19 protein-coding genes are annotated in these 22,016 nt (G+C 67.9%); 9 read left to right on the forward strand and 10 right to left on the reverse strand.

Features of this window, described 5'->3' with window-relative positions:
• Window positions 1-9 precede the first annotated feature (9 nt).
• On the forward strand, window positions 10-474 hold the full coding sequence (locus tag E3O06_RS13835; RefSeq protein WP_134503919.1) for an LpqB family beta-propeller domain-containing protein: 465 nt from the start codon (window positions 10-12) through the stop codon (window positions 472-474).
• A 13-nt stretch (window positions 475-487) separates the two neighbouring features.
• Window positions 488-2,245, forward strand: a complete 1,758-nt coding sequence (locus tag E3O06_RS13840) for a DUF5671 domain-containing protein (protein ID WP_241980199.1) — start codon at window positions 488-490, stop codon at window positions 2,243-2,245.
• Window positions 2,246-2,250: 5 nt separating this feature from the next.
• Here E3O06_RS13840 and E3O06_RS13845 read toward each other — a convergent pair whose 3' ends face one another.
• From E3O06_RS13845 to E3O06_RS13855, 3 genes are read right to left on the reverse strand one after another with little or no spacing between them, the layout of a single operon-like run.
• Complete coding sequence (locus E3O06_RS13845) at window positions 2,251-3,513, reverse strand: MinD/ParA family ATP-binding protein (RefSeq protein WP_206751375.1); 1,263 nt, start codon at window positions 3,511-3,513, stop codon at window positions 2,251-2,253.
• Window positions 3,513-4,148 (reverse strand): hypothetical protein, encoded by a 636-nt coding sequence (locus E3O06_RS13850; RefSeq protein ID WP_134503921.1) that lies wholly within the window; start codon window positions 4,146-4,148, stop codon window positions 3,513-3,515. Before E3O06_RS13850 ends, E3O06_RS13845 begins: the two co-directional genes overlap by 1 nt.
• A 57-nt stretch (window positions 4,149-4,205) precedes the next feature.
• Window positions 4,206-4,832, reverse strand: a complete 627-nt coding sequence (locus E3O06_RS13855; protein WP_134503922.1) for a hypothetical protein — start codon at window positions 4,830-4,832, stop codon at window positions 4,206-4,208.
• Between the two features lie 105 nt (window positions 4,833-4,937).
• On the opposite strand from E3O06_RS13855, the gene E3O06_RS13860 reads away from it, so the two are divergent.
• Window positions 4,938-5,393 carry an Rv3235 family protein gene (locus E3O06_RS13860; protein ID WP_134503923.1) on the forward strand — a complete coding sequence of 152 codons (456 nt, stop codon included), beginning with the start codon at window positions 4,938-4,940 and terminating at the stop codon, window positions 5,391-5,393.
• A gap of 88 nt (window positions 5,394-5,481) precedes the next feature.
• Here E3O06_RS13860 and secA read toward each other — a convergent pair whose 3' ends face one another.
• The 6 genes from secA to mtrA form a co-directional block, all read right to left on the reverse strand.
• Window positions 5,482-8,289, reverse strand: a complete 2,808-nt coding sequence (gene secA / locus E3O06_RS13865) for a preprotein translocase subunit SecA (protein WP_134503924.1) — start codon at window positions 8,287-8,289, stop codon at window positions 5,482-5,484.
• 137 nt (window positions 8,290-8,426) lie between these two features.
• Window positions 8,427-9,131, reverse strand: coding sequence for a ribosome hibernation-promoting factor, HPF/YfiA family (gene hpf, locus E3O06_RS13870; protein ID WP_134503925.1), 705 nt, complete (start codon window positions 9,129-9,131; stop codon window positions 8,427-8,429).
• Between the two features lie 86 nt (window positions 9,132-9,217).
• A complete protein-coding gene (locus tag E3O06_RS13875; protein ID WP_134503926.1) occupies window positions 9,218-9,922 on the reverse strand; it encodes a ComF family protein in 705 nt (234 codons plus the stop codon).
• 98 nt (window positions 9,923-10,020) lie between these two features.
• Window positions 10,021-11,730, reverse strand: a complete 1,710-nt coding sequence (locus E3O06_RS13880; protein WP_166788215.1) for an LpqB family beta-propeller domain-containing protein — start codon at window positions 11,728-11,730, stop codon at window positions 10,021-10,023.
• The gene (gene mtrB, locus E3O06_RS13885; RefSeq protein WP_174843235.1) at window positions 11,723-13,363 is read right to left on the reverse strand and encodes an MtrAB system histidine kinase MtrB; all 1,641 of its coding nucleotides are present in this window, start codon (window positions 13,361-13,363) and stop codon (window positions 11,723-11,725) included. The genes E3O06_RS13880 and mtrB overlap by 8 nt, the downstream gene beginning before the upstream one ends.
• 57 nt (window positions 13,364-13,420) lie before the next feature.
• Entirely contained in the window at window positions 13,421-14,101 is a 681-nt protein-coding gene (gene mtrA, locus E3O06_RS13890; protein ID WP_134503928.1) for an MtrAB system response regulator MtrA, read from the reverse strand.
• Window positions 14,102-14,255: 154 nt separating this feature from the next.
• Between mtrA and E3O06_RS13895 the strand changes: the two genes are divergently transcribed.
• Genes E3O06_RS13895 through E3O06_RS13915 form a run of 5 tightly spaced genes read left to right on the forward strand, consistent with a single transcriptional unit; the run spans window position 14,256 to window position 19,786 of the window.
• Window positions 14,256-15,434: a hypothetical protein gene (locus E3O06_RS13895; RefSeq protein ID WP_134503929.1), complete on the forward strand. Its 1,179-nt coding sequence runs from the start codon at window positions 14,256-14,258 to the stop codon at window positions 15,432-15,434.
• Window positions 15,431-16,147 (forward strand): DUF4129 domain-containing protein, encoded by a 717-nt coding sequence (locus E3O06_RS13900; RefSeq protein WP_134503930.1) that lies wholly within the window; start codon window positions 15,431-15,433, stop codon window positions 16,145-16,147. Before E3O06_RS13895 ends, E3O06_RS13900 begins: the two co-directional genes overlap by 4 nt.
• Window positions 16,144-17,469, forward strand: coding sequence for a DUF4350 domain-containing protein (locus E3O06_RS13905; RefSeq protein WP_134503931.1), 1,326 nt, complete (start codon window positions 16,144-16,146; stop codon window positions 17,467-17,469). The genes E3O06_RS13900 and E3O06_RS13905 overlap by 4 nt, the downstream gene beginning before the upstream one ends.
• The gene (locus E3O06_RS13910) at window positions 17,466-18,476 is read left to right on the forward strand and encodes an AAA family ATPase (protein ID WP_134503932.1); all 1,011 of its coding nucleotides are present in this window, start codon (window positions 17,466-17,468) and stop codon (window positions 18,474-18,476) included. The genes E3O06_RS13905 and E3O06_RS13910 overlap by 4 nt, the downstream gene beginning before the upstream one ends.
• Window positions 18,477-18,478: 2 nt before the next feature.
• Entirely contained in the window at window positions 18,479-19,786 is a 1,308-nt protein-coding gene (locus tag E3O06_RS13915) for a DUF58 domain-containing protein (RefSeq protein ID WP_134503933.1), read from the forward strand.
• 1 nt (window position 19,787) lies between these two features.
• Here the strand turns inward: E3O06_RS13915 and E3O06_RS13920 are convergent, their stop codons facing one another.
• On the reverse strand, window positions 19,788-20,783 hold the full coding sequence (locus tag E3O06_RS13920; RefSeq protein ID WP_134503934.1) for a stage II sporulation protein M: 996 nt from the start codon (window positions 20,781-20,783) through the stop codon (window positions 19,788-19,790).
• Window positions 20,784-20,800: 17 nt separating this feature from the next.
• On the opposite strand from E3O06_RS13920, the gene E3O06_RS13925 reads away from it, so the two are divergent.
• A complete protein-coding gene (locus E3O06_RS13925) occupies window positions 20,801-21,652 on the forward strand; it encodes an RDD family protein (protein WP_134503935.1) in 852 nt (283 codons plus the stop codon).
• The last annotated feature ends 364 nt before the right edge of the window (window positions 21,653-22,016 follow it).

Genomic DNA, 22,016 nt, shown 5'->3' on the forward strand with positions numbered 1-22,016 from the left:
GATGTGATCATGCTCACTACGACGGGAACGAAGGATCGCACCTTGATCGTCATCCTCAGTATCATCGCCGCCCTCGTGCTCGTCTCCCTCGTGGTGGTCTTCACCCGGGGTGCACCGGAGACGCTCGATCCGAGCACTCCGGAAGGCGTGGTGCAGGCCTATTCCGCAGCCGTGATCGACGGTGATGAGGCGGCCGCCGCCGCATTCCTCACCACGGACGCCTCGGTGGGCTGCGGGCCGGTCGAGCACGGTCCGACCAACAATCTCCGGGTCGTCCTGGTGTCAACGACGGTTCGCCCCACTTCGGCCGATGTCGTCGTGTCCCTGGTGACCTCGTACGACGACGGTCCGTTCGGCGCCTCCGAGTATGAGTTCGAGGGTAACTTCGACCTGGTCAGGGTCGACGGTGCCTGGCTGATCGCGACGGCCCCGTGGGAGCTTTCGATCTGCCCGAACCGGTCGATAACGAAGTGACGGTGACGAAATAATGTCCATTCTGGTTCTCCTCATTCTCGTCGTCGTGCTGGGCGCCGGCATCACCGCCATTGTCGTGGCCGTGCGCCGATCTGCCGGCCAACCCGGCAGCACCGGGGCCCCGACGGCACGCCGGGTGGTGGTCTACATTCTGTTGTTCGCGCTGGTGACTATCGCCGCGATCGGCCTCAGCGGCCTCCTCGGGCGCCTCCTCGATACCACCACCGTCCCCGGCGGCATCGTACCGGCCACCGGCACGAACCTGGCCGGAAGCGATGTGACGCACCTAGCGCGGTCCCTCGCCTTCACCCTGATCGCCGGACCGTTCGCTGCGCTGCTCTGGTGGGTGCTCTGGCGGCGGTTGGTGGGCGCGGAGCGTGAGTCGATCGCCTGGGGGCTGTACCTCGCCGGCATGCAGATCGTTGCGCTCGTGACGGCGACGTCGGCCCTGTTGTCGACCCTGGCCGCCCTGGTGCGCGGCGACTGGCAGCCGCGCACCTTCGCGATCGCGCTGGTCTGGGCTCTGGTCTGGGCCTGGCACCGGTGGATGTCCCGGCATCCGACCAGAAGTCCCACCCAGTTGAGGAGCGTCGCGCCGATCCTTGGCTCGATTTTCGGCTTACTGATCGGGGCCGTCGGCGCCGTGACCGCCGTGGCGTCCGTGGTGAACGCGGCGGTCGACGCCCTGCTCTCCTCGATCGCCGTCGGCGACCAGTGGTGGCGCCTGACGCTGCAGGCCGGCGTCTGGTTGCTCGGCGGCGCCCTGATCTGGTGGTGGCAGTGGATGCGGGAGCACGCCCAGCTGGTGCGCGGCGTGCTGGCCGATCTCGTGCTCGTCGTCGTGGGTATCGCCGCCTCAGCCGCCACAACGCTGGTCGGAGCGGGAACGGTGCTGTTCGTGGTGCTCCGGCTCGCTTTCGCCGGAGAAAATTCGCTCACCGATGTTCTCGATCCGCTCGGCACCGCCATGGCGGCTGCGCTCGTGGGCGCCCTGATCTGGGCCTACCACCACGGCCTGATGCGGCGGCGCGCGGTGCTGCCTCGGCTGGCCGCCACGCTGGTCGTTTCCGGTTTCGGCCTGGTGGCCGCGGCGACCGGGCTGGGTATCGTGGTCAACGCCCTGCTGGCCGGCCTGGCACCGGTCGTGGTCGGGTCGGACACGCGCTCCCTGCTGCTCGGCGGGCTGAGCGCTGCAATCGTCGGGGGCCCGGTCTGGTGGGCCGCCTGGAAGCCGTTGCGCCCGGTCGATCCGGTGTCCGCCCGAGTGACGGGCCGCCGGGTCTACCTCATTCTGATCTTCGGGATCAGCGCGATCGTGGCGATCATCACCCTGCTCGTGGTCGGCTACCGGGTTTTCGAGTTCGTCCTCGACGATCTGAGTGGGCAGAGCCTCCTCGACCGGGTGCGAGCGCCGCTGGGGCTGCTCGTCGCCACCGGCCTCGCCGCCGGATACCATTTCTCGGTCTGGAAACGCGACCGGTCGGCCCTGGCCGCGGCCGGCCTGCCCGGCCGCGCCATCCACCGCGTGATCCTGGTCACGGCCGGAGACCCGACCGTGGTGCGCGACCTCATCGCGGATCTGACCGGAGCCGCCATAACCGTCTGGGAGCGCGCTCCCTTCGGTGATGATCGCGCCGCCGGCGACTCGCCCGCTGATTCCCCGCCGACGGCCGAACGCCTCAGCCGGGCTTTCGCGGGAGTGACCGCACCTCGCGTGCTCGCCGTCGTGGGTGCCGGCGGCAGCATCGACGTGACACCGCTGCGGAATTAACCAGATCAGAGTGCCGGGGCCGTCTTTCGGCCTCGCCACCACGCGCGCCGCGGCATCCGCTCGGATACTGGGGACGGAGCGACAATGAGGTCTTCCAGCACAAAACGACGGATGCCCAGGCGCGCCGGCGACTTCGGGCTCGCGTCCCGCAGGGTGCGACCGGTCAGCACCGCCGCGTCGAGGGCGCCCTGGTCGTGCGGCACCAGAATGGGAGACTCAATGCCGCCGAAGCGCAACAGCACTGCCGTCAGCTGACCGCGTGGATTCAGCCCGACGGCGCTCGCTCGCACCTGGTTCATGACGACGCTGACCGTACTGCTCCCGATCACCTCGGCGAGGTCGCTCCAGGCGCGCAGAAACCGGGCCATGCCGACCGGGTCGGCGAGCCCGCACGCAACGACGTGGTCGGCCACCCTCAGGGCCGTGATCGTGGCCGCGTTCCGGCGGGGTGCCAGAACATCGCTGGTCAGCTCCTCGTCGCTCTCGAGGTTGAACCCGGTGTCGACCACCACGTAATCCACCCAGTGGCGCAACGCGTCGATGGTGCGGGTGACGCGTTCCGTCGATAGTTCGGGCCAGCGCGACGGCCGGCCGAGGCCGGTGAGTACCCAGAACGCACCCTGAGGCGAGTTGTAGCGTTGTGCGATGCGCTCTAGTTCCGACTGGTTCAGGCTGTCGCTTCCGGCCAGCCGGCACGCGGCCGCGAAGCCCGGAGCCTCATCGAGCATGCCGAGGCTCGGGGCGATCGAGGCGCTGTACGTGTCGACGTCGGCCAACACCACGGTGTGGCCGGCTGCGGCGATTTCCGCGGCGATGTTGATGGCGAGGGTGGTGCGTCCGGGAGCCCCGGACGGCCCCCACACCGCGATCACCGAACCGGTGTTGAGCGCGCCGCCGGTGAAGTGCCGCTCCCCCACGCGTAACGGAACGACGACGCCCGACACGAGCAAATCCTCGATTTCAGACCAGTCGCAGGGGATCGCGACCGTTTCGTAGAGGCCGAGCGTGCCGGCCTGGCGCCGCTCCTGTTCCGTCGCGGTGAGGGCGACCACCCGGATTCCGCGTTCGTCGCACGCGGCGATCAGCTGGCCGGTCAGGGATTCCCGTCGGCCGCTGACCACGACGACATGCGGCTGTCCGTGGGAGAGGGTCTCCAGGAATTCGCGGGCGGTATCGACCCGCGTCACCACAGTGTGACCGCAGTCGATGATGTCGGCCAGCAGGCGTTGTTCGGTGGCCCGGTCCAGCACGAGCGCGAGCCGGGCCATCACGGGCCCGCCGGGGTGTTCACGGCCACGATCGCGAGGGCGTCGCCGTTCATGATGGCTTCGAGTACCGCGCCCACGTTGTTCTGCGGCACGAGCATCTCGACCGATTGGCCACTGGAGGCGGCGATGATGCCGGTCGGTTCGACGATTCGCACGACGACGGCCTGCCCCACGAGGATCGTGGGCGGCGCATATTCGCTCGGTCCGGTAGCCCGCGCCGACCAGATATCGACGACGGAGCCCGCCGAGATGGACCCGGCCAGTCCACCGGGAATGTCGACGACGACACTGGTCAGGTCGCTCCCCGACGAGTCCCCGACCGCCGATCGGGCCACGAGTTCGCCGGCCAGAATGGTCTGGGTGACCAGCAGCCCGCCCTTCAGGTCGGGTGCGGGCGCAAGATACAGGTCGGCCGCGCCGCCGAGCTGCACGCGGGTCAGGGTGACGTCGGCTGACTCGAGCTGGTCTCCGACGGTCAGCGTGTGCCGTGCGGTGTAGACCGCCGTGGTGCGGTCACTGCTGGCGACGATCATTCCGACTCCGGCGATCGAAGCGACGACGAGTACCAGACCGATGACGAATCGGGGATCGACCCAGAATCGGCGGCGCGTGCGGGTGGGACGGGGTGTTTTCATCCGTTGCCTCGCTTGTCGTTATCAGGTAGCTGAATGGGTGGGCGGATCGGGCGGGCACTAGCGCAGGCGCACGACATGAATCTGCCAGAACGGGACGAGACGGTAGTGCAGGACCTCGGGCGTGCGGCGCATCGTTCCGAGCGGATGCACCGCCAGATCTAGGTGGTCACGCGCCACCCGGTCGATGGTCCCGACCAGGACACCACCACGGGTGTCGAGCTCCACGGTGCGCCTTCTGCGGCACAGGCTGTGCAGCACGAAGGGGAATCCGACGCGGTCGGTCTGCCTGCTGGTGGACTCTGACTCGATGGCGAGCGAGGCCAGGCTCTGCTCTTCGCTCAGCAACACACCGGCAACGGCCGACAGCGGGATCACACACTCGACCGGATTGTTCTCAGCGCCCAGCAGGTCGGCCGCGAGCCAGTCGCGCCCGAGCGTCGTGGGGCTCACTGCGAGGGCCTCACCGGTGACCAGCACCACGCGGATCTGTTGCGTGCCGCCGAGGCCGGCAGACCGCACGACGTTGCTCAACCGTGTGCGCAGGGAGAGCTTGTCCAGGCGCTGGCGTTCCTCGTGCAGGCGCAGGTCAGCGGCCTCGGCGTGCAGCTCGCGTTCGAGCTGCCCTTCGAGGTCATCAAACAGATCATCCCAGCGCACACGTAGAAAATAGCCGACACCGGGCATTCCCGCTCGCGTTATACACAGGCTCTATATGCGCTCGACAGCCCCACGACCAGGCTGCTTAGGTTTTGCGCCACACAAGTTGCAGGCTCGACGGCAGGAGGAACGATGACATCACCCGGTTCCAGCGCCCCCCATTGGCAGGATGACCAGCGGCGGCACCGCGTCGACGCGCACCACGTCGACGCGCGCGGCACGGGCCCGCAACTGAACGGGTCCGAGCACCGGCTCGAAGCGGAGCAAGTGCTGCGCGCCCTCGCCCTGCGTGCTGTCGAGATCATCGCCGGGGCCAGGGACCTCGAGCAGCTCGCCCGCTGGGTCACCGACGACGTCTACGCTCATCTGCGCGTTCGCGTCTCGATCGCGGCGCGGGCCAGAGCCATCACGGGGATCGTCGCCGAACGCCCGAGACTGTGGATCGACCACGTCAAGATGTCACCGACCGCCACCGGCGGATTCGACGCCGTCATTCTGGTATACGACAAACGCCGACCGCACGTCGTCTCGTTGCAGGTGGAAGGCCTGGCCCAGCGCTGGCGGGCCACCGTGCTCGTCGTCCTGTGATGCGCGGGCAGCACCGCCAACACACGGATGCCCGGCACCGGTGACACGCGCCCGCTGTTGGGCGCGCGTCACCGGGGTGTTCCACGGGCTAGGTCGTCTTCTTGCCCTGGGCGCGGCGCTCGGCCCGGTTCACCGGGGCGGCGCCCTCAGTTTTCTGTCCGAAGGCTCCGCGCTGGGGCGGGCCGGCGGCTTCGGCCGGCTCGTCGTCGCTCGCGGCGACGCTGGCCGTGCGCCTGGCCCGGTCCGTGGCGGCCTGCTGAATCTGGCCGCGCTGGTTGCGCACCTCGACTCCGCCGGAATCGCTCGGGGCGGTGTAGCTGAGCTTCTCCTCGGGGGCGTCGGCCGGGGCGAGCCCCTTGGCCGCGACGACCGGTCCGGCGACGGCACCGGAACCGGCTGTCACCTCGACGTCGAGGTTGAACAGGAACCCGACGGTCTCCTCACGAATCTGCCCCATCATCTGCTGGAACATGGCGAAACCCTCGCGCTGGTATTCCACCAACGGGTCACGCTGGGCCATGGCGCGCAGCCCGATGCCGTCCTTCAGGTAGTCCATCTCGTAGAGGTGGTCGCGCCAGCGACGGTCTATCACCGAGAGCACGACGCGGCGTTCCAGTTCGCGCATCGCGGGCGCCCCGAGGGACTCTTCGCGGCGTGAGTAGGCGAGCTTGGCATCGGAGAGGATCTCGCGGCGCATGAAGTCGCGGTTGATCCTGCCCTTGTCGCCGGCCTCGGAGACGACCTCGTCGATGGTCAGGCCCACCGGGTAGAGAGTCTTGAGCTCCGTCCACATCGCGTCGAAGTCCCAGTCATCTCCGTTGCCGTCGCCCGCGTGCACGTCGAGGACCTCGTCGATGACATTGGTCAGGAAGGTCTGGGTGCGCTCGTGCAGGTCGTCACCTTCGAGAATGTGGCGACGGTCGCCGTAGATGGCCTCGCGCTGACGGTTGAGCACGTCGTCATACTTGAGCACGTTCTTGCGAATCTCAGCGTTGCGGCCCTCGACCTGGGACTGGGCGCTGCGAATGGCTCGGCTGACCACCTTCGATTCGATCGCCATGTCCTCCGGCACGCCCTGGCGGCCCATGAGGGCCTCGGCGGCACCGGCGTTGAACAGCCGCATGAGGTCGTCGGTGAGCGACAGGTAGAACCGGCTCTCCCCCGGGTCGCCCTGACGCCCGCTGCGTCCGCGCAGCTGGTTGTCGATGCGGCGGGACTCGTGCCGTTCGGTACCGAGCACGTAGAGTCCGCCGGCGGCGATGACCTTCTCCGCTTCTTCAGCGACGTCGGCTTTCACCGCGGTGAAGACGTCGTCCCAGGCGAGCTCGTACTCGTCGGGGGTTTCGACCGGGCTGAGGCCCTTGCCGTTCATCTCGGCAACGGCGAGGAATTCGGCGTTGCCGCCGAGCATCACGTCGGTACCACGACCGGCCATGTTGGTCGCGACGGTGACCGAACCGAGCCGGCCGGCCTGCGCGACGATCGCCGCCTCACGGGCGTGGTTCTTGGCGTTGAGCACCTCGTGGCGCACGCCCTTCTTGGCGAGCAGACGCGACAGGTACTCGCTCTTCTCGACGCTCGTCGTGCCGACCAGAACCGGCTGGCCGGCTTCATGGCGCAGGGCGATGTCGTCGACGACCTGACGGAACTTGGACTCTTCGTTTTTGTAGATCAGGTCGGACTGGTCGATGCGCTGCATCGGCTTGTTGGTGGGAATGGCCACGACGCCGAGCTTGTAGGTGCTCATGAACTCGGCGGCTTCGGTCTCGGCCGTTCCGGTCATGCCGGAGATCTTCGAGTACAGGCGGAAGTAGTTCTGCAGGGTGACGGTGGCCAGGGTCTGGTTCTCGGCCTTGACGGCGACACCCTCCTTGGCCTCGATCGCCTGGTGGATGCCCTCGTTGTAGCGTCGCCCCATGAGGATACGGCCGGTGTGCTCATCGACGATGAGCACCTCGCCGTTCATGACGACGTAGTCTTTGTCTTTCTTGAACAGCGCGTTGGCCTTGATGGCGTTGTTCAGGAAGGAGATCAGCGGAGTATTGGCCGACTCGTAGAGGTTGTCGATGCCGAGGTAGTCCTCGACCTTTTCGATGCCGGGTTCGAGCACACCGATGGTGCGCTTCTTTTCGTCGACCTCGAAGTCTTCGTCGGCGACGAGGCGCTTGGCCAGGCTCGCGAATTCGTTGAACCAGCGGTTCGCTTCACCCGATGCCGGTCCCGAGATGATCAGCGGGGTGCGTGCCTCGTCGATCAGGATCGAGTCAACCTCGTCGACGATGGCGAAGTAGTGTCCGCGCTGCACCATGTCGCTGGCCTGCCATGCCATGTTGTCGCGCAGGTAGTCGAAACCGAACTCATTGTTGGTGCCGTAGGTGATGTCGGCCGCGTACATTTCGCGACGCTGCGCCGGGGTCTGACCGGAGAGGATGCATCCGGTCGTCATGCCGAGAGCGCGGAAGACGCGACCCATGAGCTCGCTCTGGTAGCTCGCGAGGTAGTCGTTGACCGTGATGACGTGCACGCCGCGACTGCTGATCGCGTTGAGGTACGCGGCGGTGGTGGCGACGAGGGTCTTGCCCTCACCGGTTTTCATCTCGGCGATGTTGCCGAGGTGCAGGGCTGCTCCGCCCATGAGCTGCACGTCGAAGTGACGCAGTCCCAGGGTGCGGGTGCTGGCCTCGCGCACGGCCGCGAAGGCCTCGGGCAGCAGGTCATCGAGCGATTCGCCGTTGGAGTACCGTTCCCGCAGGGTGACGGTCTCGTTCTTCAGCTCCTCGTCGGTGAGCTCATGGAAGTCTTCTTCCAGCGCGTTGATGGCTTTCGCATAGTTTTCCAGGCGGCGCAGAACGCGGCCTTCACCAACACGAAGAACCTTTTCAAGAATTGACGCCACGAATGTACTCCACTAGTCAAACGGTGCAGGCATGCACTGAGGCAGCCCAATCGGACTACCGCAGCACACGCCTGCGCCTCTCGTCTGGCAGATGCCAGAGCACCGATTTGGTCGGCGGCTAAGGCAATGCTAGTTGGTCAGTTGGCACGCCCGCTGGCAACGGGCACAGCCTCCTGCAGCTCCTCGCCCGAACCGTCGAGTTCGATGACCCCGTAGTCCCAGCCCTTGCGACGGTAGACCACGCTCGGACGCTTGGTCTCCACGTCCTGGAACAGGTAGAAGTCGTGGCCGACGAGCTCCATGAAATAGAGGGCATCGTCGACGGACATCGGGGCCGCCGCGAAAACTTTGCGACGGATGACGACGGGGCAGTACTCTTCCTCTTCAGCAGCAGCGGGAGCATCCGGCGCAACGATGGGAATCGCGCCGGTGCGGACCCGTTCGAGCGTTTCGGGGTTGGCCGGTGTGATGTCGATGACGCTGAAACCGACCGAGGACGCCTCGTGCAGCGAGGTGGGACGGTGGGCGCCGCCGCGGTGTACCTTCTTGCGGTCCTTGGCCCGGCGAACCCGCTCGAGCAGACGGCCGAGAGCTACATCAAAAGCGGCGTACTTGTCGGAACCATCAGCTTCGGCCCGCACCAGCGGACCCTTGCCGATCAGGGTGAGTTCGACCCGATCGTTGCCGACGGCAGCACCGTTTTTCTCGTGGTGGCGGCTGACCTTAATCTCGAGCGCGAGGGCCTTCTCGGCGAGGAGGGCGATTTTCTCAGCCTTCTCCGTCGCGTAATCCCGGAAGCGATCTGTGATCCCAAGGTTGCGTCCGACGATGTTAGTTTCCATGACGACCTCCAGTTTGGCGGACCGCCCCAAATCCGGGCGATCATTGCGCGCCTTTGTCTCCACCGTAGCCGTGGCGGTGCGATATGTCACAGTATTTGTCGATCAGTTTGCCCCGAGTGCGAATACGGGGGCAACAGACGCCGTGTTTCCGCCAGTGTGGCCAGACCGACCACGGTACCGCCCGCAGCGAACACGGCGCGCCTCGCCTCGAGCAGGGTCGCACCGGTGGTCACGATGTCGTCGACGAGGATCACCCGCGTTCCGGTGAGCGGATGCCGCGCGACCAGGCTGTTGCCCTTGTTCGCGGCGCGCGCCGCGCGGCCGAGGCCGACCTGGTCGACGGATTCCCCGCGCTGCGCGAGCGCCGGGACCGGGTGCAGCCCGGCCCGCTGCAGCAGGGCATCGACTGGGTGATAACCGCGCAGACGCCAGGCCCGGCGGGACGAGGGAATGGTGACGAGCCGGATGCCGCCGCCGTTCACACTCGGGACGGCGGTGAGCGCGGCCGCGATGGCCGCTCGCAGCGGTGCGGCGAGCGCGGCTGCGGCATCCGTTCGACCGCCGTCTTTGTAGGCGCCGATCACGTGGCGGGCCACCCCCTCGTAGGTCAGGGCAGCCCAGACGAGGGCATCGTCGCGGGTGACCGGATGCACGGCCGGGCGTAGGGCCAGCCGGCAGCTCGGGCACAGCGCGCGGTCGAGGGCACCGCAGCCGCTGCACTCGGTCGGCAGTATCGTGGCCCAGGCATCCAGACCCGCAGCGGTCAGTCGATTACGCAGCCGCCTTGTCATGGGGCCAGTGTGCCGCGTGCGACCGGTGCGCAGCGCGCCAACTCGCCAGCGGTGCAGAAGCGCGCCTGGCGCCCTCTGGGGAGGGGACGATCGGCCGGCTAGCTGCCGAGGCCCTGCTGGGTGGCGAGGAGGGCCACATCGTCGATGCGGGCCTGCCAGCCCGCTCCGCGCTGCACCTCCAGGCTGCCGCTGGCGGTGAGCACGCGCAGGTCCCGCACGGAGTTGCTGCCGACGATGAACCGGCTGCTCGCGGCGGATTCCAGAACGGAGCTGACGCCGCCGATCTGCTGCAGGGTGATCCGCGCGTCGCCGCTCGGCAGGGTACTGAGCGATGCGACGGTTAATTCGTCGATCCAGGTCGCATCGAGGCCGACCCCGCCACCCGACGCCAACAGCACGGGCGCGCCGATGCCGGTCGGGGACGCCCCCGTGCGAATGATGGACGCAACGACGAAGCGGGTCTCGGAGCCGGTGCCGAGCAGGGCGATCAACCGGGCGCCGTCCCGGGAGATTTTCAGGGACGTGATCGATGTGGCTTCTGGCCACGGCGTCGGCAGTACGGTCGCCTCGCCCGCGGGACTGTAGACGACCAGAGCGGTCGGATCGTTCGACGGCACCGACCAGACGAAACGGTCGTTGTCCATCGACGGCGCGAGCAGTCCGGCGCGAGAGTCGAGCAATTCGGGCTCGTCACCGCCCCGCACGACATAGACGCCGTCGCTGGTGAGCACGGCGGCGGAGCCCTGCCCCGATGCCAGCGTCACCGCGGTGGGCGCCAGCTGGGCGATGGCGGCGGACAGCCCGTCGAGCGGTGTGACGTTCTGCCCGGTGGCGGCGAGAAAACCGAATTCGCCACCGCGCAGCACGAGCGCGCGGGCGTCCACGCGCGGATCGACGAGGGGAGCCCCGGTCTCGACGTCATCGATGGCCTGGGAGTTCTGGTCGATGGTGATTTCGACCGTCAGCCCGGACGGCAGGCTCGCCGCCAACTGCGCCTTCATGCGCTGCAGCGTCTGTCTGTCGGCGTTGAGTGCTTCGCTGTTGAGGTCGACCATGGCCTGGCGCCCCACCACCTGCACGGCGTCGGCGGTGAGCTTGGCCCCTTCCGGGAACGCCGTGGCGACCGCTCCGGTCAACCAGGCGCTCGGTCCGTTCAAGACGGCGTTGACGAGTTTGGTGGGAGCGGAAGCCCCGCGCGGGAACCAGCGCAGGTCCGGAACCAGGAACCGAAAGCCGGGGTCGTAGAAGTACACGGGTTGGGAGCTGAACACCTCGTTGAAGGTGTTTTCGTCGATCACGGTGCCGTTCGGGGCGGAGCTGATGCGCCACTGGCCGCCGATCTGCTGAAATTCGTAGCGCAACGGGACCGGGCTGGCGTCGACCTCACGATATTCCCCGGTCTGGTCCACCTCGGCCACCGGAGTGACAGCAACGAGGGTGGTGCCGTCGTCGACGACCGTCAGGGTGCGCCCGGAGCCGTTGTCGACGGTGACGCCCGCCGTGGCATCCCAGCTGGATTGGAAAGCCGGGGCCAAAAACTGTCTGGCGATGTCGTAGTTGTTCTCGGGGCTCGAGGAGGCATCGATGAAGCCCCGCAGAATGGATTCCGTCGAGGCATCCTTTTGCGGCAGCGCCGGCAGGAAGACCGGGGCCGGATTATCGTCGGGCGCGATGTCATTGCCGGCGTGCACCACACCGTCGCGCGGAATGCCGGTGCAGCCGCCGAGGCCGACGGCGAGGCTGACAGCCACCAGGAGCGCCGGGACGACGCGCCGGAAGCGCTTCAGGCTGGACCTGTGATCAGTCATGTCGGACTCCGCCCTGTCCGGGCACATGCCCGGCCTCGCCGAGCGCGGCCGTGGCGTCGTCGGGCGGCAACGGGATCGGTGACGCTTCCAGCACGGCACCCGCCATGCGGGGCAGGGTCAGCCGAAAACACGACCCCTCGCCCGGACTGGACCAGACCTGCAGCCAGCCATTGTGCACGCTCGCATCTTCTCGGGAGATGGCCAACCCGAGCCCGGTGCCGCCGATCGTGCGTTGGCGGGACGGATCGGCCCGCCAGAACCGGTCGAAGACGTGCGCAACCTCGGCCTGGCTCATGCCGAGGCCATAGTCGCGCACAGCGAGCGCGACCGCGTTCGCATCGCTGTCGACCGACACCACCACGGGTTTGCCCTCACCGTGCTCGATGGCGTTGCCGATGAGGTTGTGCAGCACCCGGCGGATGCGGCGCGGATCGACGTCGGCGTTCAGATACCCGCCCGGAGCCACCAGCCGCAGGTCGCTGCCCTTGGAAACGGCGAGGGAACGCAGGCTGTCGATGGCGTCTTCGGCGAGGTAGACTAGGTTGGTCGGCTCGCTCTCGAGCTCCACCGATCCGGCGTCGTAGCGGCTGATTTCGAGCAGGTCGCTCAGCAGCAGCTCGAACCGCTCGACCTGGGTATGCAGCAGCTCAGCGGTGCGGCCGGTAGCCGGTGGAAAGCTCGCCCGCTGGTCGTACAGCACATCGCCGGCCAGGCGGATGGTGGTCAGCGGCGTGCGCAGTTCGTGCGAGACATCCGACACGAACCGTTGTTGCACCTCGGACAGGTCGGCAAGCGCACGAATCTGGCTTTGCAGGCTGTCGGCCATGCCGTTGAAGGACCGGGCAAGCGTCGCGATGACGTCTTCGCCCTTCTCGGGAATGCGCACTTCGAGGTCCCCGGAGGCGAGTTTCTGGCTCGTCTCAGCGGCCACCCGCAGCGGCGTCACGACGAAGCGCACGACGATCCAGGACACGGCACCGATCAACAGCACGAGGGCGACACCGGCCACCCCGAGTGTCTGCTGCACGAAGAGCAGCGTCGCTTCCGCATCTTGCAGGCTGTACGCGATGTACAGCTCGTAGCGGCCGGCCACCGGCACCGAGATCTGCGACCCGACCACGATGCCGGGAACGGTCGTGGCGTCGTCGCCGGTCAGGGTGACCGACTGCCAGAACTGGTCGCCGGTGTTGGCCTGCACCTCCGTGCGCAGCTCGGCCCCGATCACACCGGTGGACTGCCCGAAGGTCGATGAATCGAGCGGCGCCACGGTGGACGCGTCCTGGCCGGGTACTCGCAGTACGGCGACGAGTCGACTCGACGATGTTGCTGAGATCGAGGTGCGGGCCGAGCTGAGGAGGTTCTGCACCTGCACCCGGTCGGTGGCATCGGAGGAATCGAACAGGCTTTGCGCGGCACTGGTCGCCCGGTCGGATTCGAGCAGCACCTGGCTGAGCCGGGATTGGAACAGGTCGTTGCCGATACTGACCGACATGTACACGCCCACCACCAGAATCGCCACGCCGGAAAGCGCGACGGAGATGGTCACGGTGCGAAATTGCAGGGACGAACGCCACGACGCGCGCACCAGCCGGGGCCAGTTGCGCGGCCGTCGCCAGTAGGTCAGCTGTGGCACGGTGCGGCCAACCGTTTCTGCGGGGGTCGCCGGGAGGTCATGGGTGGTTCCGGCTCGCTAGCTGGCCGTGCCGGCACGGTAGCCGACTCCGCGCACCGTCATGACGATCTTGGGATTGTCAGGGTCGTGCTCGACCTTGGCGCGCAGCCGCTGCACGTGCACGTTCACGAGCCGGGTGTCGGCCTTGTAGTGGTAACCCCACACCTGTTCCAGCAGCATTTCTCGGGTGAAGACCTGCTGGGGTTTGGAGGCGAGGGCCAGTAGCAGGTCAAATTCGAGCGGGGTGAGGTTGATCGCGGCCGTTCCGCGGGTGACTTCGTGGCCGACGGCGTTGACCACGAGGTCGCCGATGTGCAGGGCGAGCGCACCGTCGGCCGCGGGCGGGCGCAAACGGGTGCGAATGCGGGCTACCAGCTCTTTGGGGTTGAACGGCTTGACCATGTAGTCATCAGCCCCCGACTCGAGCCCCTTCACCACATCGGTGGTATCGGACCGGGCGGTCAGCATGATGATCGGCACTCCCGATTCGGCGCGGATCAGCCGGCACACTTCGATGCCGTCGAGGCCGGGAAGCATGAGGTCGAGCAGCACCAGGTCGGGCTTCTCGGTGCGAAAAGTCTCGAGGGCGAGCGATCCATCGGCGCAGAAGCCCGGGTTGAAGCCCTCGCCTTGCAAAACGATGCCGATCATCTCGGACAGGGCGGTGTCGTCGTCGATCACCAGAATGCGTGCGGTCATGGGTCTCTTTCCAGAACAATTTGGTGCTGTGTTCTGATTGTGCGCTCAGCAGATTGCCCGATGAGTAGGGCAAAGTCTGGCATAAGAGTAGCCGAGCGCGCTGACAGAGTGCCTCCCAGCGCATTTCTCGATCGACCTGTGCCAGCATGGAATGGTGACAGACCCCTGGCAAGCTCCCGACGCCCCCGTTCCACCGCGCTACGGCGAGTTCGCTGCGCCCGCCGCGCCCGGTCAGGGAGCACCGTACCAGGGCCGTCCCTACCAAAGCAGTCCCTACCCAAGCAGTGACCCGGGCCAGGGCTGGGCTCCGCCGCCCAAGCCGGGATTGATTCCGCTGCGGCCGATCGGATTCGGCACGCTGCTGGGCGCGTCGTTCCAGGTTCTGCGCCGCAATCCGAAGGCCACCTTCGGCAGCGGCCTCATCGTGCAGGCGGCGCTTATGCTCGTCACCGTCGTCATCGTCGGGCTCGTCACCTTCTGGGCGATCGACCGCATCGACAGCGCCCCCCTCGACCAGAAGGATGCCGTCACGGCCGGATCGGTGCTGATCGGCGCGCTGTCCCTGATCGTTCCCGTGGCCCTGTCACTGATCGGGTCGGCGCTGTTGCAGGCCGTCATCGTGGTCGAAGTGGCTCGCGCGACCCTCGGCGAGAAGCTTCGGCTCGGCGCCCTGTGGCGCCGAGCGGCGACCCGCCTCTGGCCGCTGACCCTGTGGACCCTGCTGCTCACCCTGGCGCTGCTCATCGGCGTGGCCGTGATCGCCGGAATCGTCGTGCTGTTGGTCAGCGTCGGCGATGTCGCCGGCATCGTCGCCGGCGTACTGGTCGGCGTTTTCGGCGGCTTACTGCTCGCGGCGGCGAGCGCTTTCATCTACACCAAAACCAGTGCCGTTCCGAGCTTGATCGTGCTGGAGAAGTTTAGCGTGCGGGCATCCGTTGTTAGGTCGTGGTCGCTGACCCGCGGCTACTTCTGGCGCACCCTGGGCGTGCTGCTGTTGGTCGGCCTGATCGTGCAGGTGATCAGCCAGATCGTCACCACCCCGGTCTCGTTACTGTTCGGCGTTGGCACCGTGCTGGTGGACCCGACCGGTGCGTTCGCCGAGCAGTCGTCGATCCTCAGCGTGATCGTCAGCCTCATCATCGCCATTCCCGTGGCGGCAGTCGCGGCCGTCGTGCAATCGGCGGCCGTCGCGCTGATCTACCTCGACCTGCGCATGCGCAAGGAGGGCCTCGATCTGGAACTGGCCCGCTATGTCGAATCGGCAATGCAGGGCGGAGACGTGCCCGACCCGTATCTGGCACCGGCCGCTTCCGGCGGATACCCGGCGGCATGACCGCGTTCGGCCTGGCGCAGCTCGGACCGGTGGCCGGGCCGAGGATTTTCGGCCTGGCAGGTGACGTGCCGGTGACTCCCGACGCGCCAGAAGCCCGCCAGTGGCTGCGTGAGGAACTCGCCAAGGCTCCCTACGAAGCGGCCAGGCCGACCTGGTTCGACCGGGCGTCCCAGGGCTTTCTGGACTGGATCAACTCGCTCGCCGCGAGCGGCGACGGCAGCCTGGCGGACTGGTTGCCGGTCGTCGCGGTCGTTCTCATCCTCGCGGCGCTCGTGGCGGGCTGGCTGCTGTTCGGAGCTCCCCGGCTGGCGAGGCGACGCAAAGCCGGCAGCGACCTGTTCGGCACGATCGACCAGCGCAGCAGCGCCGAGATGCGCACGGCGGCCGATGCTGCGGCCAGTCGCGGCGACTGGAGCCTGGCCTGCGAGGAAATCTTTCGCGCCCTGGCCAGGGGCCTCGCCGAACGAACGGTGCTCTCGGTCACCCCCGGCACGACCGCGCACGACTTCGCAGCGCGGGCCCGGCTGGCCTTTCCGCCAAGCGGCCCGGCCCTGGCCCTCGCGGCAGACACCTTCGATCGGGTGCGCTACCTCGAGCAGGCCGGAACCGAGCCCGACTATCGCGCCCTCGCCGCGCTCGAGGCCGAGCTGCGGGCGGCGTCGCCGGTGGCTCTCACTCCGCCGGCCGCGCTGGCCGAGGCGGGCCGGTCATGAGCGTGACACTCACAACGGATGCCGCAACCCCTGGCAGAAATTCCGGCGGCAGTTCCGGCGGTGGCGTTCCCACGACCGTGGCGACACCGACCCTGCGCGCGTTGCTGCGCCGCTCCTCATTCTGGATCCTCGCCTTCGCCGGCATTGTGATCGTCGCGATCGTGGGCGTGCTCGTGTCCGGCGGCAGCCACGCCGCCGGCCGCGCCCTGGCCGGCGACAACGCGGCGCCAGCGGGGTCGATGGCGCTCGCGGAGGTGCTGCGTCAGCAGGGGGTGACCGTGACTCTGGCCGACTCACTGGTCGAGGTGCGCGATGCTGTCGGCCCTGATTCGACCGTGCTGCTGTACGACGCGAACGGCTACCTCGACGGTGACCAGCTGGCGGAGCTGGCCGCGCGAGCGGCGCGTACCGTGGTCGTCGCACCCGATTTTCTGGCCCTGCAGGCACTCGCCCCGACCGTGGGTTTCGGCGGCGTCTCAGCCGCCTCATCGCTGCAGGCCGACTGCTCCCTGCCCGCCGCGAACCGGGCCGAAGAACTATTGCCGGGCGGGGATACCCTCTCGATTCCGCAGGGCGGGCATCCGCTCCTCACCGGCTGTTTCGCCAGCAGCACCGACACCTTCTCCCTGGTTCAGGTGGAGAACGCCACGACCGGCGGCCTCGTCTCGCTCGTGCCCGACGCGCGCGTCTTCAACAACGAGAACGTGACCGGCTACGGCAACGCGGCGCTCGCCCTCGGACTGCTCGGGGAGAGCGACTCCCTGGTCTGGTATCTGCCGACGCTGGCCGACCTCCCCCGCACCGGTCCGCCGTCGCTCGCCGAGCTGACGCCAGGCTGGGTCAGCCCGGTGGCGGTGCTGCTCGTGCTCGCCGCTGTCGCCGCCGCGTTCTGGCGTGGCCGGCGGTTCGGACCGCTCGTGGCCGAGAACTTGCCGGTCACGGTGAAGGCGAGCGAGACCATGGAGGGGCGGGCCCGGCTCTACGCGCGCAGCAACGCCCGGCTGCGCGCGCTCGACGCCCTGCGCGTCGGCGCCGTGCAACGCCTCGCCCGAGCCGTCGGCCTCGGCCGCCTCGCCCAGCTGGAGGAGGTCATCGGCACGGTCGCCCAGATCACCGGCAGCGACCCGAACGAGGTGCGGCGGGTGCTGGTCAATGCGAATCCGCATTCCGACGCGCAGCTGATGGCGCTCTCCGACGCCCTGCAGGCCCTCGAACAAGCGGCCGGCCGAGCCGTTATGGCCGGGGCGGTGCCCGCTGCCGAGGCAGCGGCATCCGCTTCTCGTGAATTTTCACCCCCTCCAGCCGAGAGAATGGACCCATGACGACTCCCGCCACCCCCACCGATCTGATCAACCCGGCCCCCGCCGGCGCAGCGGATGCCGCCGCGCTGCGGGCAGCGCTGGGCCGGGTGCGCACCGAGGTCGGCAAGGCCGTCGTCGGGCAGGACGGCGCGGTGACCGGGCTGATCATCGCCCTGCTCGCGCGCGGCCACGTGCTGCTCGAGGGCGTGCCCGGCGTCGCGAAGACGCTGCTGGTGCGCACGCTCAGCCATGCGCTGAGCCTCGACACCAAACGCATTCAGTTCACGCCCGACCTGATGCCGGGAGACGTGACCGGGTCGCTCATCTACGACGCCCGCGCGGGGGAGTTCGAGTTTCGGCAGGGCCCGGTGTTCACCAACATCATGCTCGCCGACGAGATCAACCGCACACCGCCGAAGACGCAGTCCGCGCTGCTCGAGGCGATGGAGGAACGGCAGGTCAGCGTCGACGGCGAATCGCTCCAGCTGCCGGAGCCGTTCATCGTGGCCGCGACCATGAACCCGATCGAATACGAGGGCACCTACACGCTGCCCGAGGCGCAACTCGACCGGTTTCTGCTCAAGCTCGTGCTCGACGTTCCGCAGCGGGTCGATGAGATCGAGGTGCTGCGACGCCACGCGGCCGGTTTCAACCCGCGCGACCTCGCCGGAGCCGGCGTGAGTGCGGTGCTCGGCGCGGCCGAACTCACAGCAGCCCAGGCGGCCGTCGCCAGCGTCGGGTCGAGCGCTGATATGCTCGCCTACATCGTCGACCTGGCCCGCGCCACGCGCACGAGTCCCTCGGTCAAGCTCGGCGTCAGCCCCCGCGGAACGACCGCACTGCTCGCTGCCACCAAGGCCTGGGCGTGGCTGAGCGGCTACGACTCGATCACCCCCGATCACGTGCAGGCGATGGCGCTGCCGGTCTGGCGGCACCGCGTGCAGCTGCACCCGGAAGCCGAACTCGAAGGCGTCTCGGTCGATGCCATTCTGCGCGGCGTGTTGCAGCAGGTTCAGGTTCCGATCTAACAATGACGCTCAGCGGACGGTTCGTTCTTCTCCTCGCCCTCGGCGTGGTGCCCATCGTGTGGTTCGGGCCTTCCAGCGAGCAAGCGAGCGGCGTGCTCTTTCTCTGGCTGTTGTTCGTGCTCGCGCTCGGTGGCGTCGACCTCGCGCTGGCGGCGTCACCACGCGCCGTGACGGTCGAACGGATGCTGCCCTCCCGCGTTCGACTCGGCGAATCCGTCACGAGCGAGTTGTATCTGACCAACACCGGGCGCCGGCGCCTGATCGCTGTGGTGCGCGATGCCTGGCAGCCGTCGGCGGGTGCAGGCCGAAATCGCAGCCGGGTCACCATTCCGCGCGGCGAACGACGGCTCGTCTCACTCACGCTCACGCCCTTTCGTCGTGGCGAACGGCGGGTGGAACAGGTGACGGTGCGCACGCGCGGACCGCTGGGTCTTATGAATCGCCAGGCGACGCTGAACGCGCCGGGGCGCATCCGGGTGTTGCCGCCGTTTCACGCCCGTAAACACCTGCCCTCTCGCATTGCCCGGCTCAAGGAGCTCGATGGGCGCACGAGCGTGATGGTGCGCGGGCAGGGCACCGAGTTCGACTCGCTGCGCGAATACGTGCGCGGGGACGACGTGCGCTCGATCGACTGGCGGGCAACAGCCCGACGGAACGACGTGATGGTGCGCACCTGGCGGCCGGAACGGGATCGTCGCGTCGTCATTCTGCTCGACACCGGGCGTACCTCGGCCGCCCGCGTCGACAACGAGCCGCGGCTGGACACCGCCTTCGAGGCTGCCCTGCTGCTCGCGGCCCTCACCTCGGTCGCCGGTGACCGGGTGGACTTCCTCGCCTTCGACCGCCGGGTGCGGGGCCGGGTGCAGGGCGCGAGCGGCGCCGCCCTGCTCTCACAGATGGTCGATTCCATGGCCATGATCGACCCGGAACTGATCGAGATGGACTGGGCGGCCGTTCCCGGACAGGTGCGTTCGATCACCAGCCAGCATGCCCTGGTCGTGGTACTCACCTCGATCGACGCCGCTGGCGCGTCAACCGGGCTGCTCGCCGTGCTGCCGCAGCTCACCAAACGTCACACGGTGGTCGTGGCCTCTACGCTCGACCCGGCCACCGTGCTCGCCGCGGCCACCCGCGGCGGACGCGACGAGATCTACCGGGCGGCAGCGGCCGAGCGGGCCCTGCTCGACGTGGCGCGCGTATCGGCCGCCATCCGCCAGCTGGGAGCGGATGTTGTCACCGCCTCGCCTTCGCAGCTTCCACCAGCCCTCGCTGACCGGTACATCGCGTTGAAGGCGGCCGGAAAGCTCTGACTCAGGCCCCGTAGATCCGCGTGCTGCCGGCTTCGAACTCGCCCAGGTCACCGGTCTCCCCTGCGCGGGTGGCCCGCCCGCCGAGGACGATCATGTAGGTCAGGAACGCAGCCAGCGCCACGGCACCGATACCGATCTTGACCGGCCACGGCCACGGCTGGGAGGTGACGAAGCCCTCGATGATGCCGGAGACCAGCAGCACGAACACGAGGCCGATGGCCACGGTGAACAGCGCCCGGCCGTCTTCGGCGAGTGCCTGCCCGCGGGTGCGAGCGCCGGGCGCGATCCAGGCCCAGAAGATGAGCAGACCGCCGGCCGCTGCGACGAAGATGGCGGTGAGCTCCAGCAGTCCGTGCGGGGCGATGTAGAGAAAGAACACGTCGCCCTTGTCATAGGCGAACATGATCGCGGCGGTGGTGCCGAGGCTCATGGCGTTCTGCAGAATGATGAAGGGCACGTAGACGCCGACGATGCCGAAAGCGATGCACTGCGCCGCGATCCAGGCGTTGTTGGTCCAGACGAATCCGGTGAACGAGGCTGCAGGACTCGAAGAGTAGTAGGCCACGAAGTCCTCGTTGGCCACCTGCGCGAGTTGGGCATCCGTTCCGAGATTGGCCAGCACCCTCGGGTCGTTGTAGGCCCAGACGGCGTACAGCCCGGCAACGACGAAGGTGACGACGGCCACGGCGAGAGTGAGCCAGCGCAGCCGGTACAGCGCCGCCGGCAACTGGGCGAGGAAGAAGCGCGGAATCTGGGCGAGCACATTGGCACTCACTCCGGTGAACCGCAGCCGCGCCCGGGACAGGCCGACCGACAGCCGGTCGCCTTCCAGCGTCGAGCCGGCGGTGGATTTGATGGCGGAGAGCTGGGTGGCGCCAGCCTGATACCGCTCAATGAGTTCGTCGGACTGGGCACCGCTCAGACGCCGCCGGGCACCGAGCTCGGTCAGGCGGTCCCAGTCGGCGCGATGCGCTGCCGTGTATGCGTCTAGATCCATCTGGTTCAATAGTAGACATGAAGGAGACCGCGCGTCCCACGGCAGCTTTCGACCTGAGTCCGGGCGACGAGCTGGTCACCGGCGAGGCCGTTGCGCTCGACGTGCGGCCGGCCAGCGTCATACTGCGCGCCGCCGGCGCCATCATCGACACGGTGGCGTATGTGGCGCTGTACCTGCTCATTCTGCTGGCCTTCTTTCTCAGCCTCGCGGAGTACACCGATTCGGCGCTCACCCAGGCGGTCTCGATTGCCGCAGTGGTTTTCTCGCTGTTGGTCGTGCCCGTGCTGGTCGAGACGCTCACCCACGGCCGGTCACTCGGCAAGCTCGCCATCGGCGCTCGTATCGTGCGCGACGACGGTGGGGCGATCTCCCTGCGCCACGCCTTCATTCGGGCCCTGACCGGGGTGCTCGAAATCATCATGACCCTCGGCGGCCTCGCCGCCACCACCGCGCTGCTCAACGGCCGTTCCAAGCGCCTCGGCGATCTGCTCGCCGGCACCTATAGCCAGCACGAGCGGGTTCAGCGCAACAGAGAGATCCCCCGTCCCCTTCCCGCAGCACTCCTGGCCTGGTCGCAGACCGTGGATATCGCCCGGTTGCCCGACCGGCTGGCCCGCCGCGTCGCCCAGTACCTGCGCCAGTCCTCGCACCTGACGCCGCGCACTCGCGAACGTCTGGCTCAGACCCTGGCGGCCGAGGTCACGCCGTTCGTCTTTCCGCTGCCCGAGGCTCCCGCCGAGTACTTTCTCGTCGGAGTCGCCGCCGTGCGCCGCGAACGCGAGTACACCGCGCTCCTGCTCGAGCGCGAGCGCCTCGCTCGTCTCGCCCCCGTGCTGACCGGCCTCCCGCACGGTTTCCCGAACCGCTAACCACGCGGATGGCCGGCGCCCGCCGATAGGCGCCCAAACCTCGTTGCAAATGGGTGCCACTACCGCCGTCGTACGCAGTTCGGTTTTCCCTGACTGTTCACCCTGTGGGTGGGGCGTCGGGATATTCGCGGGGTGACGAGTTTTTGGGGTGTCGAGGCTGGTAGCGGTCGGGTCCTCTGGTTTCGAGACGCGCGCGAAAAGCATGCGCGCTCCTGCCGGATTGAGCCTGTCGAAATTTCGACCAACGACCGGTGTGTTAACGCAGAAAGGCCACCCGTGGGGGTGGCCTTTCTGGTGTTTCAAGTTAAGTCCGGCGGTGTCCTACTCTCCCACAGGGTCCCCCCTGCAGTACCATCGGCGCTGA

Source organism: Cryobacterium glaciale, assembly GCF_004402535.1.
Taxonomy (GTDB): Bacteria; Actinomycetota; Actinomycetes; order Actinomycetales; family Microbacteriaceae; genus Cryobacterium; species Cryobacterium glaciale.

Coding starts and splice junctions, on each gene's coding strand:
- E3O06_RS13835 (WP_134503919.1), top strand. CDS start 10: ATGCTCACTACGACGGGAACGAAGGATCGCACCTTGATCGTCATCCTC.
- E3O06_RS13840 (WP_241980199.1), top strand. CDS start 488: ATGTCCATTCTGGTTCTCCTCATTCTCGTCGTCGTGCTGGGCGCCGGC.
- E3O06_RS13845 (WP_206751375.1), bottom strand. CDS start 3,513: ATGGCCCGGCTCGCGCTCGTGCTGGACCGGGCCACCGAACAACGCCTG.
- E3O06_RS13850 (WP_134503921.1), bottom strand. CDS start 4,148: ATGAAAACACCCCGTCCCACCCGCACGCGCCGCCGATTCTGGGTCGAT.
- E3O06_RS13855 (WP_134503922.1), bottom strand. CDS start 4,832: ATGCCCGGTGTCGGCTATTTTCTACGTGTGCGCTGGGATGATCTGTTT.
- E3O06_RS13860 (WP_134503923.1), top strand. CDS start 4,938: ATGACATCACCCGGTTCCAGCGCCCCCCATTGGCAGGATGACCAGCGG.
- hpf (WP_134503925.1), bottom strand. CDS start 9,131: ATGGAAACTAACATCGTCGGACGCAACCTTGGGATCACAGATCGCTTC.
- E3O06_RS13875 (WP_134503926.1), bottom strand. CDS start 9,922: ATGACAAGGCGGCTGCGTAATCGACTGACCGCTGCGGGTCTGGATGCC.
- E3O06_RS13880 (WP_166788215.1), bottom strand. CDS start 11,730: ATGACTGATCACAGGTCCAGCCTGAAGCGCTTCCGGCGCGTCGTCCCG.
- mtrA (WP_134503928.1), bottom strand. CDS start 14,101: ATGACCGCACGCATTCTGGTGATCGACGACGACACCGCCCTGTCCGAG.
- E3O06_RS13900 (WP_134503930.1), top strand. CDS start 15,431: ATGACCGCGTTCGGCCTGGCGCAGCTCGGACCGGTGGCCGGGCCGAGG.
- E3O06_RS13905 (WP_134503931.1), top strand. CDS start 16,144: ATGAGCGTGACACTCACAACGGATGCCGCAACCCCTGGCAGAAATTCC.
- E3O06_RS13910 (WP_134503932.1), top strand. CDS start 17,466: ATGACGACTCCCGCCACCCCCACCGATCTGATCAACCCGGCCCCCGCC.
- E3O06_RS13915 (WP_134503933.1), top strand. CDS start 18,479: ATGACGCTCAGCGGACGGTTCGTTCTTCTCCTCGCCCTCGGCGTGGTG.
- E3O06_RS13920 (WP_134503934.1), bottom strand. CDS start 20,783: ATGGATCTAGACGCATACACGGCAGCGCATCGCGCCGACTGGGACCGC.
- E3O06_RS13925 (WP_134503935.1), top strand. CDS start 20,801: ATGAAGGAGACCGCGCGTCCCACGGCAGCTTTCGACCTGAGTCCGGGC.